The 17,489-nt window shown below is 56.7% G+C and carries 15 protein-coding genes and 1 tRNA gene; 9 read left to right on the top strand and 7 right to left on the bottom strand.

Going from position 1 to position 17,489, the window contains the following annotated elements:
• Positions 1–44: 44 nt before the first annotated feature.
• From ACEE09_RS03895 to ACEE09_RS03885, 3 genes are all read right to left on the bottom strand, one after another.
• Positions 45–833 carry a DUF4232 domain-containing protein gene (locus tag ACEE09_RS03895; protein WP_449082249.1) on the bottom strand — a complete coding sequence of 263 codons (789 nt, stop codon included), beginning with the start codon at positions 831–833 and terminating at the stop codon, positions 45–47.
• 5 nt (positions 834–838) lie between these two features.
• Positions 839–1,159, bottom strand: coding sequence for a 2Fe-2S iron-sulfur cluster-binding protein (locus ACEE09_RS03890; RefSeq protein WP_449082247.1), 321 nt, complete (start codon positions 1,157–1,159; stop codon positions 839–841).
• 210 nt (positions 1,160–1,369) lie between these two features.
• Positions 1,370–1,442: transfer RNA gene (locus ACEE09_RS03885), tRNA-Arg, on the bottom strand.
• 447 nt (positions 1,443–1,889) lie between these two features.
• Between ACEE09_RS03885 and ACEE09_RS03880 the strand changes: the two genes are divergently transcribed.
• Together ACEE09_RS03880 and ACEE09_RS03875 are read left to right on the top strand one after the other, a co-directional pair.
• A complete protein-coding gene (locus tag ACEE09_RS03880; RefSeq protein WP_449082246.1) occupies positions 1,890–3,713 on the top strand; it encodes a phosphoenolpyruvate carboxykinase (GTP) in 1,824 nt (607 codons plus the stop codon).
• Positions 3,714–4,028: 315 nt separating this feature from the next.
• Complete coding sequence (locus ACEE09_RS03875) at positions 4,029–5,516, top strand: sugar ABC transporter ATP-binding protein (protein ID WP_449082244.1); 1,488 nt, start codon at positions 4,029–4,031, stop codon at positions 5,514–5,516.
• Between the two features lie 119 nt (positions 5,517–5,635).
• Here the strand turns inward: ACEE09_RS03875 and ACEE09_RS03870 are convergent, their stop codons facing one another.
• Positions 5,636–6,004: a hypothetical protein gene (locus tag ACEE09_RS03870; RefSeq protein ID WP_449082243.1), complete on the bottom strand. Its 369-nt coding sequence runs from the start codon at positions 6,002–6,004 to the stop codon at positions 5,636–5,638.
• Between the two features lie 354 nt (positions 6,005–6,358).
• Here ACEE09_RS03870 and ACEE09_RS03865 point away from each other — a divergent pair, with 354 nt between their 5' ends.
• Positions 6,359–6,838, top strand: coding sequence for an RrF2 family transcriptional regulator (locus ACEE09_RS03865; protein ID WP_449082241.1), 480 nt, complete (start codon positions 6,359–6,361; stop codon positions 6,836–6,838).
• Positions 6,839–6,925: 87 nt separating this feature from the next.
• Positions 6,926–7,918 (top strand): FAD-binding oxidoreductase, encoded by a 993-nt coding sequence (locus ACEE09_RS03860; RefSeq protein ID WP_449082239.1) that lies wholly within the window; start codon positions 6,926–6,928, stop codon positions 7,916–7,918.
• A gap of 103 nt (positions 7,919–8,021) precedes the next feature.
• On the opposite strand, the gene ACEE09_RS03855 is transcribed toward ACEE09_RS03860, so the two are convergent.
• Complete coding sequence (locus ACEE09_RS03855) at positions 8,022–9,425, bottom strand: phosphomannomutase/phosphoglucomutase (RefSeq protein WP_449082237.1); 1,404 nt, start codon at positions 9,423–9,425, stop codon at positions 8,022–8,024.
• Between the two features lie 130 nt (positions 9,426–9,555).
• Here ACEE09_RS03855 and manA point away from each other — a divergent pair, with 130 nt between their 5' ends.
• The 5 genes from manA (at position 9,556) to nrdG (ending at position 15,374) form a co-directional block, all read left to right on the top strand.
• Entirely contained in the window at positions 9,556–10,764 is a 1,209-nt protein-coding gene (gene manA, locus ACEE09_RS03850) for a mannose-6-phosphate isomerase, class I (protein ID WP_449082428.1), read from the top strand.
• 109 nt (positions 10,765–10,873) lie between these two features.
• Complete coding sequence (locus ACEE09_RS03845) at positions 10,874–11,143, top strand: ACT domain-containing protein (protein ID WP_449082235.1); 270 nt, start codon at positions 10,874–10,876, stop codon at positions 11,141–11,143.
• A 12-nt stretch (positions 11,144–11,155) separates the two neighbouring features.
• Positions 11,156–12,520, top strand: a complete 1,365-nt coding sequence (locus ACEE09_RS03840) for a DUF711 family protein (protein ID WP_449082233.1) — start codon at positions 11,156–11,158, stop codon at positions 12,518–12,520.
• A gap of 302 nt (positions 12,521–12,822) precedes the next feature.
• Positions 12,823–14,763, top strand: a complete 1,941-nt coding sequence (gene nrdD / locus ACEE09_RS03835; protein WP_449082231.1) for an anaerobic ribonucleoside-triphosphate reductase — start codon at positions 12,823–12,825, stop codon at positions 14,761–14,763.
• Entirely contained in the window at positions 14,760–15,374 is a 615-nt protein-coding gene (nrdG, locus tag ACEE09_RS03830) for an anaerobic ribonucleoside-triphosphate reductase activating protein (protein ID WP_449082229.1), read from the top strand. Before nrdD ends, nrdG begins: the two co-directional genes overlap by 4 nt.
• A 10-nt stretch (positions 15,375–15,384) precedes the next feature.
• On the opposite strand, the gene ACEE09_RS03825 is transcribed toward nrdG, so the two are convergent.
• Together ACEE09_RS03825 and tmk are read right to left on the bottom strand one after the other, a co-directional pair.
• Positions 15,385–16,542 (bottom strand): DNA polymerase III subunit delta', encoded by a 1,158-nt coding sequence (locus ACEE09_RS03825; RefSeq protein WP_449082227.1) that lies wholly within the window; start codon positions 16,540–16,542, stop codon positions 15,385–15,387.
• Complete coding sequence (gene tmk, locus ACEE09_RS03820) at positions 16,539–17,243, bottom strand: dTMP kinase (RefSeq protein WP_449082225.1); 705 nt, start codon at positions 17,241–17,243, stop codon at positions 16,539–16,541. The genes ACEE09_RS03825 and tmk overlap by 4 nt, the downstream gene beginning before the upstream one ends.
• Positions 17,244–17,489: the final 246 nt, after the last annotated feature.

The following is a 17,489-nucleotide window of genomic DNA, read 5'->3' as shown; positions in this document are numbered from 1 at the left end:
CTGGTACACCCGGCCTGATACAGGGCGGAAGCCCGCCACTTACGCTAGGGGGTGGCGCCCACAGCGCCTACCGAGAGCTGGCCTACTGAGGGGTTGGAGCAGGCTTCTGCAGCGAAGTTCAAGACGAGAGCCTGGGAGGCGCCGGGGGCCTGTATGGAGTAGCCGGCTGCTGAGACGCTCTGGCAGGTTTCCCCGTAGAGCTGGGCGCGGGTTTCACGCAGGGTAGCGGTGAGTGATTCGCCGGGGGCGATCACCCCTCCGGAGGCTGACCATTCGGTGGCGTTGGCGGCTGCTGCCCCTACCTGGTGGCCAGCGGCGTCAACATAGTGCACAGCGGGGTAGCCGCTCATGGTGCAGTTAGCATCACCGGTGTTCGTAAAGGTCAGGGTGATGTAGCGCGATCCAGCAGCTCCTGCCCCTTCAGCGGCAGCAGCTTGAATGTAAAGCTGGTCGTAGTCGCAGACGGCAACGCCAGCAGCGGAGCTGGCAAAGTGGCTCCCGGTGACGGTGGGAGCCTGGGCGCTTGCCGTAGGTTCTACAGTGATGACGGTACCGGTGGGTACCGGTTCAGGGGCAGCAGAGACGCTGGGTTCTGGAGCGACTTCTTGCACGGTGGGTTGCCGCGTGGGTGCAACCGGTAAGGGGGTCTTGCTGGAGGCCGAGCTTGTGCTGGTGGGTGCAGGGGAGGTTGAGGGCGCAGGGGAGGCTGTTATAGCTGGTGCGCTGACGGTGCTTTCTGGGGCAGTGGTGTTGCTTGCTGTACTTCCGCAGGCTGTGAGCGCGGTGAGTAAGCCTAGGGTGAGGAGGGGGAGGAAGGGGGTACGTGCTTTCATGCAGCCTACATTCCTGGCTGTAGAGTGATGCTTGCTCCGTCCATTCCTTCGCTGTATTCGGTCTGGCAGCTCAGGCGGGAGCATTCGTTAGCGACGTCGTCGATCATATCGAGTAGGTCTTCTTCTGCTTCTTCGCGGGGCAAGGTGGCCTCGATGTGGTCGGGGTCGATGAAAGCGTGGCAGGTGGCGCAGGAGGCGTTGCCACCGCAGGTTGCCAGCACGGGGAAGCCAGCGGCAATGACGGCCTCAAGTAGGGTCTGGTGGGATTCCCAGGTGACGTCCTTGGTGGTGCCGTTTTCGTCAGTGACCTTGATGTTTACGCTCATGTGTTCTCCTGTGCTGGGGCAGTCTTTAGGCTGCCGTTCTCTTGGTCTTGTCCCTATTTTATGGGGGCAGGTGCGCCTATCCCTGCTTTTTGTGGTGAAAACTACGGTTGGCTGATGCTCTTGGCATGGTTTCGCGAGGGGGTAGGTGCGCTGTGCTGGAGCTTAGGCAAACAAAAAACCGACCTCCCGAAGGAGGCCGGTTTTGTTTAGTGCGCCCGAAGGGATTCGAACCCCCAACCTTCTGATCCGTAGTCAGATGCTCTATCCGTTGAGCTACAGGCGCATTATGCTTTGACCGGCTCTGTCAGCCCGTCGCGGCAACAGGTAATACATTACGCAGGTTTTGGCAGGTGTGCAAATCGAAAATGCGTGACCCTGCTCTCATGTGGCTCTTTGTGGGTCTAAAAACCGCGAAAACTCGCGGAAAACTAGGGGTAAAAGAAGGGTAAAACTTTTTATTTCAGACCGTAGGGGAGGTTCTGTGGCTCTAAGCTAACTCAGCTGTGACGTAATAAATATTCCTCTATGAGGACAAACCGGAATAAGGTCTGTACTCTGGTGGTACACAATGATGTGACAGTGCACGACACGAAACGCGTTTATTCATTGCTATGGGTGGCGCGTTTTTCTGTTTTCTATATTCCTAGAGATGTCGCAGGTGCCATTTTGTCCCTGCGGCATAGTCAAAGTGCTGTAGCGATCAAACCAAGCTAATAAGGGGAAGCGTCAGATGACTGACATTTCGATTGACAACATAACTGCCCAGGCGCCTACTACTCACGCAGAACTGTTGCAGTGGGTTGCCGAGATTGCTCAGATGACTCAGCCTGAGCGTATCCACTGGGCCGATGGTTCACAGGAAGAATACGACCGCCTGGCCGGGAAACTCGTTGAAGCTGGTACTTTCTGTAAGCTCAGCGACCACGAATTCCCTAACTCTTATGTTGCCTTCTCTGACCCTGATGACGTAGCCCGCGTTGAAGAGCGCACTTTCATCTGCTCCGAGACCCAAGAAGGCGCTGGCCCCACCAACAACTGGCGTGACCCCGCCGAGATGAAGGCTACCCTCACCGAGCTCTTCACCGGTTCTATGCGTGGGCGCACCATGTACGTCATTCCTTTCGTCATGGGCTCACTCGATGCCACCAACCCCAAGTTCGGTGTTGAAATCACCGACTCTGCCTACGTGGTTGTCTCCATGCGCATTATGGCAACTATCGGCACCGATGTGCTCAAGAAGATGACCGAAACCAACGCCTTCTTCGTGAAGGCTCTGCACTCTGTTGGCGCGCCCCTGGCCCCTGGTGACAAGGACGTCCCCTGGCCCTGCAACCCTGAAAAGTACATTGTGCAGTTCCCCGAGAACCGTGAAATCTGGTCTTACGGTTCTGGCTACGGCGGTAACGCCCTGCTGGGTAAGAAATGCTACGCCCTGCGTATCGCCTCTGCTATTGGCCACGATGAAGGCTGGATGGCTGAGCACATGCTGGTGCTGAAGATGACCAACCCCGAAGGTGAGAGCAAGTACATCTCCGCTGCTTTCCCCTCTGCCTGTGGTAAGACCAACTTCGCCATGATGGATCCCACCATTGACGGTTGGAAGGCCGAGATGATCGGTGACGACATCTCCTGGATTGAGTTCCGCGATGGCAAACCTTACGTTGTGAACCCTGAAGCTGGTCTGTTCGGTGTTGCACCTGGCACCGGCTGGTCTACCAACCCCAACGCCATGCGCGCCATTGCTAAGGGCAACACCATCTTCACTAACGTAGCTCTTACCGATGACAACTCTGTGTGGTGGGAAGGCAAGACCGATGAGGTTCCTGAGCACCTGATTGACTGGCAGGGTAATGACTGGACCCCTGAGTCTGGCCGCCCGGCAGCTCACCCCAACTCACGTTTCTGCACCCCCATCTCTCAGGCAGATATGCTGGCTGAAGAATACTACGCTCCTGATGGTGTGCCCCTGTCAGCCATCATCTTCGGTGGCCGCCGTAAGACCACTGTTCCCCTCGTCGCTGAGGCATCTAGCTGGGAGCAGGGCGTTTTCCGTGGTGTAACCCTCTCCTCTGAGACTACCGCCGCAGCTAAGGGCACCGTAGGCGTTATTCGCCGCGACCCCATGGCTATGTTGCCCTTCATCGGCTACAACGCTGGTGACTACATCCAGCACTGGATTGACCTGGGCAAGAAGCACGGTGAAGAGAACATGCCCAAGGTCTACTACGTCAACTGGTTCCGCCGCACCCCCGATGGCAGCTTCGCCTGGCCTGGCTTCGGTGAGAACTCCCGCGTCGTCAAGTGGATCTTTGACCGTATCGACGGCAAGGCTGAGGGCCAGCAGACCTTCTTGGGCGTTGTACCCACTAAGGACGACCTGGATACTACCGGCCTGGACATCACCGATGAAGAGCTCACCGCAGCTTTGTCTGTGAAGAAGGACGAATGGGCAGAAGAACTGCCCGGTATCGACGAATGGCTAGCATTCTTGGGCGATAAGGTACCTGCTGAGATTCACGCCCAGCGTGATGCTCTGGCTGCTGAGCTGAGCTAGGGCGGTTAGCCCTGAGGGTTGCAACTACGTCTTGACCAAAGAATGTAAAAGCGGCCTGATTTAGGAGGTGCCCTGCGTGAAAATTGTTTCACACAGGGCACCTCCTTCTTGCCCGGATAGAATAGGGCGATTGCTCTAAAGAGTGGATGTAAAGCTGGCTTTATATTCTGTAGAATGCTTAAGAATGGCTGAATTTTATGGAGCCCTGCTGTGCTTCCCCCACAAAGCTCATCGACTGGCCACCGACCTACTACAGAGCTTTGTGCACGGCATCATGGGTATATCATTACTCGCATGTTGGAAGGAAAGAACAGAGTGGGAAATTTGCTGAGCGTTAAGAACCTCACCAAGAACCACGACCACCTTCGCGCGCTCAAAGGCGTTAATTTGGAGGTCGCTGCCGGTGAGATTATAGGTCTTCTGGGCGAAAATGGTGCAGGAAAATCAACCTTCCTGTCGATTCTGGGCGGCTGGGACCGCCCCGGTGGGGGAACTATCACCCTAGATGGTGAAAAGTACGCCCCCCACACTCCCGAAGAGGCTCTTGAAGCTGGTGTCGGTTCTATCCGGCAGAAGTTCAAGGTAGACCCCGAACTTACCGTTGCTCAGTCGATTTTTCGTTCTACCGAGCATGCAGGTGAAGATGAAGAGGCCTTGGTTGCCCGGGCCCAGGAGCTCATTTCAGATATTGGCTTGGCCGTAGACCCTCGCGCAAAGATGGGCGATTTGGTTCGTGCTGAGCAGGCCCTGGTTGAGGTTGCGCGTATGCAGGCTGAGAACACCCGCCTGGTGCTCATGGACGAAGTTGCTGCTACCTTCAATGACTATGAGATTTACCAGCTTCATGAGGTGACTCGTAAGCTGGCCGCTGAGGGCCGTGCGGTCATCTACATCACCCACCGTATTGATGAGATCCGCTCACTGGCTAACCGTGCGGTCATTCTTTCTGATGGCACTATCAGCACTGAGATTACTCCCGGTACCATGAGTGCAGAAGAAATCGCTTTTAAGATGTTCAACCGCGAAATTGAGATGGGCGGGCGCCCCCAGGAATTCGCCGGTGAGAGCACTAAGCTGGTCGTTGAGAATCTCACCAGCGCCCAGGGTTCTCTCAATAACGTCACTTTTTCAGTCGATCGCGGTGAAATTTTTGGTCTGACTGGTTTGCGCCGTTCAGGTATTAACGAGGTTGCAGCTGCCCTGGTGGGTGTAGACCCCACGGCTCAGTTTGGCGCCCTCAAGATTAATGGTGAGGACGTCACCATTAGCTCCCCTGAGGACTCTGTCGGTTACGGTATCGGCTACCTATCAGATAATGACGATGAGCTTGGCCTGGCCAATGAGCGTTCTATCGCTAAGACCCTCATGGAGAGCGCTGGCCTTAAGGAGCGCCCTCAGGGTTTCTTGCACGAAGTCTCTGCCTTGCGTGAGGTGGCTGAGCAGATTCAGAAGCTGCGTATCAAGACCACGAACATTCAGGGCGAAGTGGGCAAGCTATCTGGTGGTGATCAGCAGAAGGTTGCTTTGGCTCGCTGGATGACGACCGACTGTGAGATTTTGATTCTCAATCACCCCACCCGTGGTATCGATGTGGGCGCTAAGAGCGAGATTTACAAGATGCTGACGGAACTGACCGATAAGGGTACCTCTATTCTCCTGATTGGTTCAGATATGTCTGAGCTTATTGGTATCTGTAACCGTATTGCTGTGATGCGTTCTGGTGAGCTGGTGTCGATTCAGCAGAATAAGGTTGCGACTGAAGATAGCTTGATGGGTGAGGCTCTAGGCGAAGAAGTGGTCTAGCCGCCCCCCTAGCGGGGCGCTTGTTGTAAGAGGCTCATGCAGAGAACCCCCGGTAGCCCATAGGCTACCGGGGGTTCTTTGGCTATTTCTAGGTTTTAGGCGCTGCCTGTAGCAGTGTTTTACAGGGTGATGCGGCTTGAGATAGCGTTCAGCTTGTGACGGGCCAGGGCCAGGTTAGCAGTGTTGCGGTCCAGTACCAGGTACACGAAGAGGCCGGTGGTGTCTGAAGCGTTCAGAACGTTGATGAGGTGGTACTGGGAAGAGAGGGTAATCATGACGTCTTCGATGTTGCCGGTAAGGCCCAGGTCGTTCATGGTCTTGAGCTTGGCGCGCACTACGTTGGAGTTACCTGCTGCGGCAACGGTTAGGTCGAAGCCGGGGGTACCGCCGGAGGCTAGGGCCATGCCTGAGGAGATGTCAACGAGAGCTGCACCGGTTGCGCCTTCAATGGACAGGAGTTCCTGGATGGAGTTATCAAGCTGTGACAAGATAGTTCCTTATGTCTAGTTCTACACCGGCGCACTAGAGGAAGGCCGGTGAAGAGACGGTGAGTGCGGTCAGTGTGCCCCTTGTCGTCAGATCGTGTGTGATGACTGGGTGTGTGCCCGCGTGTGTTTACAGTATTAATACTACTCGTACCTAACCCCTAACTGCTACAAGTGAGCGGGCAGGTGTGCCGTATGGAACTAGGTGCTCGGTGGTTCATTCTGCCTGTCATTATGGTAAAGACGATGCAACATTACGCCCCTCAAGCGAACAAAAGTTGAATCGTGAACCTTTTTGGCTGTACCGTGAGAAGGAAGAAGCTTCACTCGTTCTCACACTAATCAAGGAGTTGGCCCGTGCGTCTTACCGCATTCTCTGACGTGTCGTTACGCGTCCTGATGCTGTTATCGGGTCTCAAGGGTGAGCAGATTTCTACCCAGAAAATTGCTGAGGGGGTAGGTACCCCCTATAACCATGTGGCTAAGTCTGTGGCTTTCTTAGCTAATTTGGGGCTGGTGGAGTCTACTCGCGGCCGTACCGGTGGTGTGCGCCTTTCAGAGGCTGGTGCCCGTGCTACTGTGGGGCAGGTTCTGCGCGCTTCTGAGGGCGTTATCCCCATGGTGGAATGTGAGGAAGGGGAAAATAAATGCCCCATGAGCCATAGTTGTTCCTTGAAAAAGATTCTGGCTAATGCCCGTGAAGAATTCTTTAAAATCCTTGACCCTGTGGTGATTTCTAAGCTGCCGAGTGAGCCGCAGATGGGGCCGGTTTTTCTAGAACTGGGGCTGGGCCCTTTGGCTCAGACCAAGAAACTGCCCCAGGCATCCTTCCGCTAATGGGTTTTGCTGTCCCGTCCCTGTGCGAAAGGTCGGGAACGAGGCTTTCCACAAAACCAGCATTTTGCATGCTAAATTGATGGTGGTTTGACAACTATTTTGGCCAATCCCGATAAGTATCCCGATGAGGTACTCTCCCGCGACGCCCACAAGCACGCCTCACTGGGCCTGCGCGAAGAAGAATACCCCACCGTCTACAAGTACCTCTTCGAGGCTATCGCCGCTAACCTGGGTGATATTCTGACTCCTGAAATCGCAGAAGCCTGGACCGAGGTCTACTGGCTTATGGCCGACGCCCTTATCAAACTCGAAAAGGGCCTCTACGCCTCCCAGGCCAACGACCTTATGTTCGCCCCCTTCCGCCTGGTCGAGCGCAAGGAAACGGGCGAAAACGTGCTCGACCTTACCTTTGAGCCCGCCAACGCCGTTGCCATGACCGACGCCATTGCCGGCCAGTACGTTTCTATCGTCACCAAGGCTAAGGACGGCCTGCGTCAGGCCCGCCAGTTCACCCTGCTACCTGCCGAGAAGAACCAGCGCCGCGTTGCCATTAAGCTCGACACCGCCGGTGAAATGACTCCCATCCTGCATGAGCTCGAGATCGGCGCTATCGTTGAGGTCTCCAACCCCTACGGCGACGTTACTCTGGGTAGTTTCGGCGACGACGAGTCCCAGCCCCTTTACCTCTTCTCCGCCGGTATCGGCGTCACTCCTATGATTGCCTTCCTGTCCGAACTGGCAGCAACCGGCTCCAATCGTGAGGTCGTTGTTGTACACGCCGACCGTTCCTTTACTACCTGGCCCTTGCGCGATGAGATGACCGCTTACGTTGAGATGCTCGAAAACGGCCGCCTAGTCTCCTTCATCGAGGCCGCTGGCGAGGGCAACTTCGAGGGCCGCGTTAACGTGGCTGAACTGAACGTGCCCGCTAACGCTTCTGTCTACCTGTGCGGCCCCCTGGGCTTCATGCAGGGCGTCCGCTCCCAGCTGATCGAAGCTGGCCTGCCCGGTACTAACATTCGGTACGAGATCTTCGGCCCCGACCAGTGGATGCTGCACGACCAGGCCCGTGCCTCCTAAGCTGACCTAAGGGCAGGTAGAAAAGGACGCCCGCCCCACTTTTCTTGCTCAGAGGCAAGAAGGTGGGGCGGGCGTCCTGTGCCTTAGTAGCTGGCGGTTAGCTCTAGGCCTCACGCACAATCTTGAGGATCTGATCGCGCACACGCTCCATGGTGGCCTGGTCGGGGGCCTCAAGGTTCAGGCGCAGGAAGGGCTCAGTGTTGGAGGGGCGCAGGTTGGCCCACCAGCCCTCGGTCTTGTGCTCGAAGGTGGTGCCGTCCATGGTAGAGACCTCAACGGTGTCGCCGAAGTACTCGGCAACGCGGGCGATAGCACCGGCCTTGTCTTCTAGCTCAGAGTTAATCTCGCCTGAAGGGACGTAGGGGGAGTAGACGGCAGCCAGCTCAGAGAGGGGCTGCTCGCCCTCACCTAAGGCAGCCAGCACGTGCATAGCGGCCAGCATACCGGTGTCTGCGTTGAAGAAGTCCTTGAAGTAGTAGTGAGCTGAATGCTCACCACCGAAGACACCGGACTCTTCAGCCATCACAGCCTTAATGAAGGAGTGGCCCACGCGGGTCTTAATGGCGCGGCCGCCCAGCTTCTCAACCAGCTCAGGCACAGCCTTAGAGGTAATCAGGTTGTAGATGATAACGGGCTGATCGTTACCCTCAGCCTTGGCGCGGGCAATCTCACGCTCAGCTACCAGGGCGGTAATAGCGGAGGGAGTAACCGGTTCGCCCTTCTCGTCGATAACGAAGCAGCGGTCAGCATCACCGTCAAAAGCCAGGCCAATATCTGCGCCGTGCTCAAGAACAGCCTTCTGCAAATCAACCAGGTTAGCCGGTTCTAGGGGGTTAGCCGGGTGGTTGGGGAAGGTGCCGTCCAGTTCGAAGTAGAGGGGAATAATCTCCAGGGGCAGGCCGGGCAGAATAGCATCGCCTAGCACTGCGGGGGTGGTCATGCCGCCCATGCCGTTACCGGCGTCCACCACGACCTTCAGGGGGCGGATGCCAGAGAGATCAACCAGGTTGCGCAGGTACTGGGCGTAGTCCTTGAGCACATCCTTTTCAGAAGCAGTGCCGGTGTTTTCAAGGGCGGGGATTTCGCCCTCGTTCAGGTACTTCTGGGCTAGGTCGCGAATATCGAACAGGCCGGACTCTGAGGACAGGGGAACAGCCCCTGCCTTAGACATCTTCATGCCGTTGTACTCGGCAGGGTTGTGAGAAGCGGTGAAGGTGACACCGGCAGCGTTCTCAACACCACAAGCGAAGTAAAGCTCGTCAGTAGAGATCAGACCGATATTGATGACGTTAGCGCCACGGGCGGTAGCACCCTCAGCGAAAGCTTCCATGAAATCGGGGCCTGAGGGACGCATGTCAGCGCCGACCAGCACGTCCTGACCAGCTAGGTTAAGGACGTCCACGAAAGCTGCGCCGGTGGCGCGGACGGTCTCAGCGGTGATGGTTTCGCCCACAATGCCGCGAACATCGTAAGCCTTAAAAGATGCGGTTAAATCAATAGTATTCACGAAAAATAAGTCTAGTTGCCCTCTGACATGTTTAGACAGTACTCAGACAGATTCCTTATGTGATTTATGGCGATAAACACCAGGTTTTAATGCCACAATCTAGGCGCTGACGGGGAAAGAACATGGTTTGATGGTGCTTATGGGTGAACTTTTTTCTTTAGATAATCCAATCCAGAATTATGCTTGGGGTTCTTATGAGACGCTTGCGCGTATGCGCGGTGTAGTTGCCCCCACCGAGCAACCTGAGGCTGAACTATGGGTGGGTGCACATTCATCTGCCCCTTCTGTGGCGCGTGTAGATGGCGGAGCTTTCCCCCTGGATTTCCTGGTTAAGGAGCAGCCCTCCCGCTTCCTTAACCCGCAGCGTAGCAGCGATATCTTCCCCTTCCTTTTTAAGATTCTTGCCATTGAATCGCCCCTGTCCATTCAGGTGCACCCCACCGATGAGCAGGCCCAGGCAGGTTTTGAGGCTGAAAATTCTCGCGGTATCGCCCTGGATGACCCGGCCCGTAATTACAAGGACCGGTTCTCTAAACCCGAAACCGTTATCGCCCTTTCTGAGATGCGTATTCTGACCGGTGTGCGTGATTTTGCAGAACTACGCGCTATTGCCGAGCACTTCTCTCTACCCTGGCTGGCCGGTGCCCTAGACTCAGCTGCAACAGCCAAGGAACTGCTGACCCTTATTATCCGTATGCCCCAGGATGCCGCCGCCGCGGCTGTAGAGCAGACTGTTGCGTCCGCGCGGGCCTGGGCTGCTAAGAACGGGGACGTTCCCGGTAGCGAATCAACCGCAGCTGGTGTTGCCGAGCTGGTCACCCTGATTGACAGCAAGTACCCCGGCGACCGTGGCCTGCTAGTTGCCCTGGTCATGAACCTCATCTACCTGGCCCCTGGCGATTCTGCTTACACCCCTGATGGGCAGGTGCACGCCTACGTTTCGGGTACTGCCATCGAGCTGATGAACCCCTCAGATAACGTCATGCGTGCCGGGCTGACTCCCAAGCACATCGATGAGGAAGAGCTCATCAAGATCCTGGGGGAGAGCCAAGCTGCCCCCACTATTCAGCGTCCTACTCCCACCAGTGATAAAGCCCTGGAATATTCCATGTGGGATGAGCGCCTATCTGTGACCCGCCTGATGGTTGAAGAAGGCGAGCGCATCGCCCTGCCTCTTTCTGGTGTGGCAACGGCCCTGTGCACTGGCGGTACTGTGGTGGTCAGTGATGAGGTCAAGACTTTTACCCTCACTGGCACTCAGTCGGTTATGTATGTAGGTGAGCCTACTGAGGTAGCTGTTACCGGTGCCGGTGAACTTTATATCGCCTCCCAGCGTTAGTGCCTCGTTCAGGTCACCTTAACGGCTAGAACTGAGTAAAGTAGATAGGGACGAACAAGAGTGCTCTGCCCCGTCTAGGAAGAGCCAACAATATCCCACAAGGAAGCCCATGAAAATTATTCTGACCGTCACCGGCCTTGACCACGAAGGCATTATTGCTGGTGTGACCGCTAAACTTGCTGAGCGCAAGGTCAATATCGAGAACCTTTCACAGACCCTCATGCAGGGCTATTTCACCATGATTTTGCAGGGTAGCTTCGATGATTCTGCCCAGTCCATCACTGACCTGCAAGAGGCTATGAAGCCTGTTGAAGAAGAGCAGCGTGTACAGATTCGTATCCAATCTGACGCTATCTTCCAGGCCATGCACACCCTCTAGGAGTTACCGACTATGTTTAGCGACCGTTCAGGGAACGTCCTTGAGACCCTGCAAATGATCGATGAGGATAAGCTCGATATCCGCACGGTCACTATGGGTATTTCTCTGCTGGACTGCGCCGATTCTGATGGCGCAGTAGCCCGTCAGAAGATTTACGACAAGATTACCTCCCGCGCCGCCCGCCTGGTTGAGGTGGCTGAAGGTATCGAGGCTGAGCTCGGTATCCCCATTATTCATAAGCGTATTTCGGTCACTCCGATTGCCCTGGTAGCAGGTGCGTCTTCTGATGAAGATTACGTAGAATTCGCTAAGACCTTGGATGCTGCCGCTAAGGCTGTGGGTGTCAACTTCATTGGTGGCTTCACCGCCCTGGTTGATAAGGGCATCACCCCCGCTGATGAGAAGTTGATGCGCTCTATCCCGCGCGCCCTCAACACCACTGATGTGGTCTGTGGGTCGGTTAATATTGGTTCTTCCCGTGCCGGTATCAACATGACCGCTGTGCGTACCATGGGCGAGGTTATCCGCGAAACCGCTGAAGGTTCTGCTGAGGCTCACGGCTTTGGCTGCTCCAAGCTGGTGGTCTTTGCTAACGCTGTATCGGATAACCCCTTCATGGCTGGTGCCTTCCATGGGGTGCAAGAGGCAGATACCGTGATCTCGGTGGGTGTCTCTGGCCCTGGAGTGGTCAAGCGTGCCCTGGAGAAGGTTCGCGGTGAATCTTTTGACGCTTGTGCTGAGGCTATTAAGAAGGCAGCCTTCAAGATTACCCGTATGGGTCAGCTGGTAGGTGCCCTAGCTGCTGAGCGCCTGGGTGTAGAGTTCGGCATTGTTGACCTCTCTCTGGCCCCTACCGCTGAGGTGGGTGACTCTGTAGCTCACGTACTAGAAGAGATGGGCCTGGAGTCCGTTGGTACTCACGGCACTGTGGCTGCGCTTGCTCTGCTCAATGACGCAGTGAAGAAGGGTGGGCTCATGGCCTGCTCGCATGTGGGTGGTCTCTCTGGTTCCTTTATCCCGATTTCTGAGGATATCGGCATGATTGAGGCTGCTGCTGCTGGCAAGATTACTCTCGATAAGCTGGAAGCTATGACCGCTATCTGCTCTGTGGGTCTAGATATGGTTGCTGTTCCCGGTGATACATCGGCTGCTACTCTTGCGGCCATGATTGCCGATGAGGCCGCTATTGGCGTGATGAACCATAAGACCACTGCTGTGCGTGTGATTCCGGCTATTGGCTTGGAAGTTGGCGAGATGGTGGAGTTCGGTGGCCTGCTGGGTCGTGCCCCCGTCATGCCTGCTCACCCTGAATCAGCTGAGGTGTTTGTGGCCCGTGGCGGGCGTATCCCCTCCCCGGTGCACGGTTTCCGTAACTAGTGTTGTAGCTAGTTTCACCTCGCCTTGTCTGTGTGATGATGCCCGTCTGCTTCTCTGTGAGAGGTAGGCGGGCATTTTGGTGCAGGGGGTAGGTAGGTGCTGGTGGGATTAGTCAGCTTCGCCAGCTCGCCGTGTTCTGCCATTGTATTGGGTCTCACAGCTAGGGGTTTTAGGGGGCTGTTTCCCCTGTATTTAAGGGCTGGGTGGTGTGTGGTCCTGCCTCTGGTAGACACTGTGTGCCTAAAACCGGGCACCATAGGCCAACTACTATATCTTGTGTCCCTAGAAGAATAGACCACAAGATGTTGTTGATTGATATGAGCCTTGCCCCCGCTGAAGCTAGCCCCACACAGCACCCTAAGCACCAGCGTCCTGCGGTTGCACCCTCCGCTCTGACCGCCCTACAAGAAGGCGCACCAGAAGCCCTCCACGAGAACGCCAACAAGGACGCCACCGTCTTTAACACCCAGCGCGACCTCACCGCCGGGGCCGTGGCCAAGGACTTCGCCCTTGAACACCTTCTGCCTGCCCAGGTGGCAGAAGCCCACCGCAAGGGGGACATCCACTTCCATGATTTGGACTACTCACCCTACACACCCATGACTAACTGCTGTCTCATCGATATTGAGGGCATGCTCGCAGGCGGCTTCACCATCGGCAACGCCCAGGTGGAGTCCCCCAAATCTATTCAGACAGCCACCGCCCAAATCTCACAGATTATCGCCAATGTAGCCAGCTCCCAGTACGGGGGCTGCTCCGTTGACCGCACCGACCAGGTACTGGCACCCTACGCCGCCCTCAACTACGAAAAACACCTGGCGGACGCCCGCCGCTGGGTTGCCCCTGACCTGCACGCAGACTACGCCAGCGCAAAAACTATCAAAGACATCTACGACGCTATGCAGTCCCTGGAGTACGAGGTCAATACCCTCTACTCCTCAAACGGGCAGACCCCCTTTGTCACTTTAGGTTTTGGGCTGGGCACTGGCCGCTGGGAGCGAGAGATTCAGCAGGCCATTTTGAAGGTACGCCTTGCCGGTATTGGCTCTGAGGGGCGCACCGCTATCTTCCCCAAGCTTGTTTTTGGGTTGCGCCGCGGGGTCAATCTAGAGCCCAGCGACCCTAACTATGACATCAAACAGTTAGCCCTTGAATGCTCAACCCGGCGCATGTACCCCGATGTTATTAACTACGAGAAACTGGTAGAGATTACCGGCTCCTACAAGGTGCCCATGGGCTGCCGCTCCTTCTTGCAAGACTGGCAGAACCCCACCGCAGAAGACCAGGATAGTAGCACCTCACCTGCTGGCCGCATGAACCTAGGGGTCGTGACCCTCAACCTGCCCCGCATCGCCCTAGAAACCTACCAGCAGGGGCAGGACGCCTTCTGGCAGCTCTTTGAGCAACGGCTAGAACTAGCCCATCAAGCCCTGGCCTACCGGGTAGCCCGCTGCTACGAGGCCCTACCTGAGAACGCCCCTATCCTGTACCAGCACGGTGCCTTTGGGTTGCGGGCAGAACGCGGGCAATCTGTTGCCCCCTTCTTTGATTCTGGCCGGGCAACAGTCTCCTTGGGGTACATTGGCCTCTATGAGGTGGCGGCCCTCTTCTACGGGGGGCAGTGGGAGAACCAGCCTGAGGCTAAGAGCTTTACCCTAGATATTGTGCGCCGTCTCAAAGAGGCCTGCACGAGCTGGAACCAGTCCCAGGGCCCCTGGTACTCGGTCTACTCCACCCCTTCTGAGTCTCTGACTGACCGTTTCGCTCGCCTAGATGCGCAGCGTTTTGGGCTGATAGATGATGTGACAGATAAGGGCTACTACACTAACTCTTTCCACTACGATGTGCGCAAAAAAATTAGTCCCTTCGCCAAACTGGACTTTGAAAAGGACTACCCCCTCTACGCCTCTGGCGGGTTCATTCACTACTGTGAGTACCCCAAACTGAGCCATAACCTCCAAGCCCTAGAAGCTGTCTGGGACTATGCGTACGAGCGGGTAGGCTACCTGGGAACTAACACCCCCATCGACCGCTGCTACGAGTGCAACTTTGAGGGGGACTTTGACCCCACTGCCCAGGGCTTTACCTGCCCCCAGTGCGGCAACACCAACCCAGAAACCTGCGATGTGGTCAAGAGAACCTGCGGCTACCTGGGTAACCCTGTTAAACGTCCTATGGTGCGCGGGCGACACGAAGAAATCATTTCTCGAGTCAAGCACATGAGCACCCCGTCCGCCTCATGACGACTTCTCACCACCAGCAAGCAGATGGCCCTGCCCACCTACCACCGACCCCTGGCGCCTGGAATGCCGCTAAATTTAGCCGCAAATATATAGCGGACTACAAGCCAGACGGGTTTACGGACGGGCCGGGAGTGCGCTGCTCCCTCTACGTCTCAGGCTGCCCTTTTGTCTGTACCGGCTGCTATAACAAGGCCGCCCAGTCTTTCGCCTACGGCCAACCGTATACAGCAGAGCTAGAGGAGAGAATCCTAGCTGATCTGAGCAAGAGCTATATTGCTGGTCTGTCCCTGCTGGGGGGTGAACCCTTCTTGAATACCGGGGTCTGCCTGCCTCTAGCTCAGCGTGTGCGCAAAGAACTTACCGGTAAAACTATCTGGGTGTGGAGCGGCTTCACCTGGGAGCAGCTCATCGCCTCTATTGAGGCTGGCAATAAGGATCAGGGGGAACTCCTGGCCCTGTGCGATGTGCTGGTCGATGGGCCCTTTATCCAGTCACAATTTTGCTCTTCGCTGGCTTTTCGAGGCTCAGGCAACCAGCGGGTCATTGATGTTCCGGCATCTTCAGCCGCTGGCCAACCTGTGCTGTGGGAAGAGCCCACAGCACAGGGCTAGGCTGCGAATCTTAGGCCACGAAACTGGTCATCATGGCTTCAAAGGCCAGACGGGCACCGGCGTTGGTGCGCATACGGCGCCGGGTAGTTGCCACCGTATCAAGGCGCGCTAGGGTGCCTTCTGGTCTGGTGCGCTCAGCATAGGCATAAATATCGTCTGCTAGGTGTGCGTTGATGATGTCTGCCCCGGTAGAGAGCTGCACGGTCAGCACATCACGGAAGATGGTTTGGATATCCGCTAAGAACCGGTCCAGGGTGTCGGTCTGAATACGCTTGGCCCGGCGCTTCTGGTCCTCCTCGAGCTGGCGTATCTGTGCCCGGTGGGTGGGGGAGAGCTTCTCGCCATCCTCATACCCTAGGGCTGTGAGCAGGGTGGCGCGTTCTGCCTCGTTGCGGGCCTCTGCGTCAGCTTCAGCTTCTGCCTCAGCAATGGTGATGAGACCGTCGGCTGCTTCCATCGCTGCGGCGATAGAGCGCAGGGTAATGGGCATTTGTACCACGGTGCTGCGGCGTTTGCGAGCTTGAGCATCGGTAGCTAGCTTATGGGCTACCTCCAGGTTGCCCTGGGCTAGGCGGGCGACGAACTCTGCCTGCTGGGGCTCTAGGTGGGTGCCGGTGGCTTGTGCCTCCGCTAGTAGCCGGGCGGCGACGTCCGTAACTGAGGGTAGGCGGAGCTTAACCGGGCGGCAGCGGGAGCGGATAGTGACCAGGACGTCGGCAGGTGAGGGGGCGGTCAGTAGCCAGATGGTGTAGGGCGGGGGTTCTTCAATGGCTTTGAGGAGCACATTGGAGGTTCGTTCTGGCATGCGGTCAGCGTCCTCAATGAGCATGACGCGCCAGCGCCCAACAGAGGGGCGGTCTTGGGCTTTGACCACGAAGTCGCGGGCTTCTTCGATGGTGATGGTGGTTTTTTCGGTGGTGAAGTGTAGAAAATCAGCGTGGGAGCCGCTGAGCACTGTCTGGCAGGAGCGGCAGTTCCCGCAGCCGCGGGCTGCTGGGTCTGGCTGGTCGCAGAGTAGGGCTGCGGCGAAGGCTAGGGCTGCTTGGGTTTTGCCTGCCCCCGGTGGGCCGGTGAAGAGCCAGGCGTGGGTGGGTTTTTCTTCGGCGGCGGCGCGGGTGAGCTGGGCGCGCACCTCGAGCTGGCCGGTGAGGGTGTCAAAGACGCTCATGAGATGCTCTCTAGGGCTGTTGCTAGTACGTCCTGGTGTACCTCGTTGATGGGGCGGGCACCGTTGATGAGGGTGTACCGTTGGGGGGCTTCTTGGGCTAGCTGTAGGAAGGTGGCTTGCAAGGTGCGGTGGAAGGTGTCGTCTGCTGATTCCATGCGGTCGGCTGTGCCTCGGGCACCTGTGCGGGAGCGTCCTTCGGCCAGGGGCACGTCGAGCAGAATGGTGGTGTCAGGTAGCAGGTTGCAGGTAGCCCAGCGGCTGAGGTTTACGACGTTTTCAATGCCTAGGCCTCGCCCAGCTCCTTGGTAGGCGGCTGATGAGTCGATGTAGCGGTCGCAGAGCACTATCTGCCCTGCTTGGAGGGCGGGCCGTATTTTTTGGTGGGCGTGGGCGGCGCGGGAGGCTGCAAAGATGAGGGCTTCGGTGTGTGGGTCTATCTCTCCGTTGCCCTGTTCTAGTACGAGGGCGCGGAGTTTTTCGCCGATCTCGGTGCCGCCGGGTTCGCGGGTGACCAACACCGAGTAGCCACGTTCGGTTAGGGCCTCGGCCAGGAGGGCGATTTGGGTGGTTTTGCCTGAGCCGTCCCCGCCTTCAAAGGCGATGAAGGTGCCGGGGTAGGGGCGCTGGGTCTTGTCTGCCTCTGCTAAGGGTGCGCGGACGCCAGGGTCGGCTTCTGGGGTGTAAGAAAGTGCGTGGGTCACGGGTATAAGCCTATCAAGCTTGTGAGTTTGGTCCTGGCTAGCTGCCGCACGGTTCTTATGTATTCGAAGTCTCCGTATCCGGTATCAGCGGTACGTTGAAAATATTTACGTATATAGATTTCTCTATAAAAATCTCTTGGCACAGCTTTTCTATTGTTGCTCTTAGCCCGGCTGTCTTTGTAGGAGCTACTTCTGTTTGAAGGTGAGGGTGAATCTCAGTTCTATCGACTTAGGCCTTTGGGATAA

Source organism: Rothia sp. 88186D007BW (assembly GCF_053544215.1).
This window is presented reverse-complemented; position numbering and strand designations above follow the sequence as displayed.

What these genes read in the sequence shown, in the direction of transcription:
- ACEE09_RS03895 (WP_449082249.1), bottom strand. Translation starts at nt 833, where the DNA reads ATGAAAGCACGTACCCCCTTCCTCCCCCTCCTCACCCTAGGCTTACTC.
- ACEE09_RS03890 (WP_449082247.1), bottom strand. Translation starts at nt 1,159, where the DNA reads ATGAGCGTAAACATCAAGGTCACTGACGAAAACGGCACCACCAAGGAC.
- ACEE09_RS03880 (WP_449082246.1), top strand. Translation starts at nt 1,890, where the DNA reads ATGACTGACATTTCGATTGACAACATAACTGCCCAGGCGCCTACTACT.
- manA (WP_449082428.1), top strand. Translation starts at nt 9,556, where the DNA reads ATGGTGCTTATGGGTGAACTTTTTTCTTTAGATAATCCAATCCAGAAT.
- ACEE09_RS03845 (WP_449082235.1), top strand. Translation starts at nt 10,874, where the DNA reads ATGAAAATTATTCTGACCGTCACCGGCCTTGACCACGAAGGCATTATT.
- ACEE09_RS03840 (WP_449082233.1), top strand. Translation starts at nt 11,156, where the DNA reads ATGTTTAGCGACCGTTCAGGGAACGTCCTTGAGACCCTGCAAATGATC.
- nrdD (WP_449082231.1), top strand. Translation starts at nt 12,823, where the DNA reads ATGTTGTTGATTGATATGAGCCTTGCCCCCGCTGAAGCTAGCCCCACA.
- nrdG (WP_449082229.1), top strand. Translation starts at nt 14,760, where the DNA reads ATGACGACTTCTCACCACCAGCAAGCAGATGGCCCTGCCCACCTACCA.
- ACEE09_RS03825 (WP_449082227.1), bottom strand. Translation starts at nt 16,542, where the DNA reads ATGAGCGTCTTTGACACCCTCACCGGCCAGCTCGAGGTGCGCGCCCAG.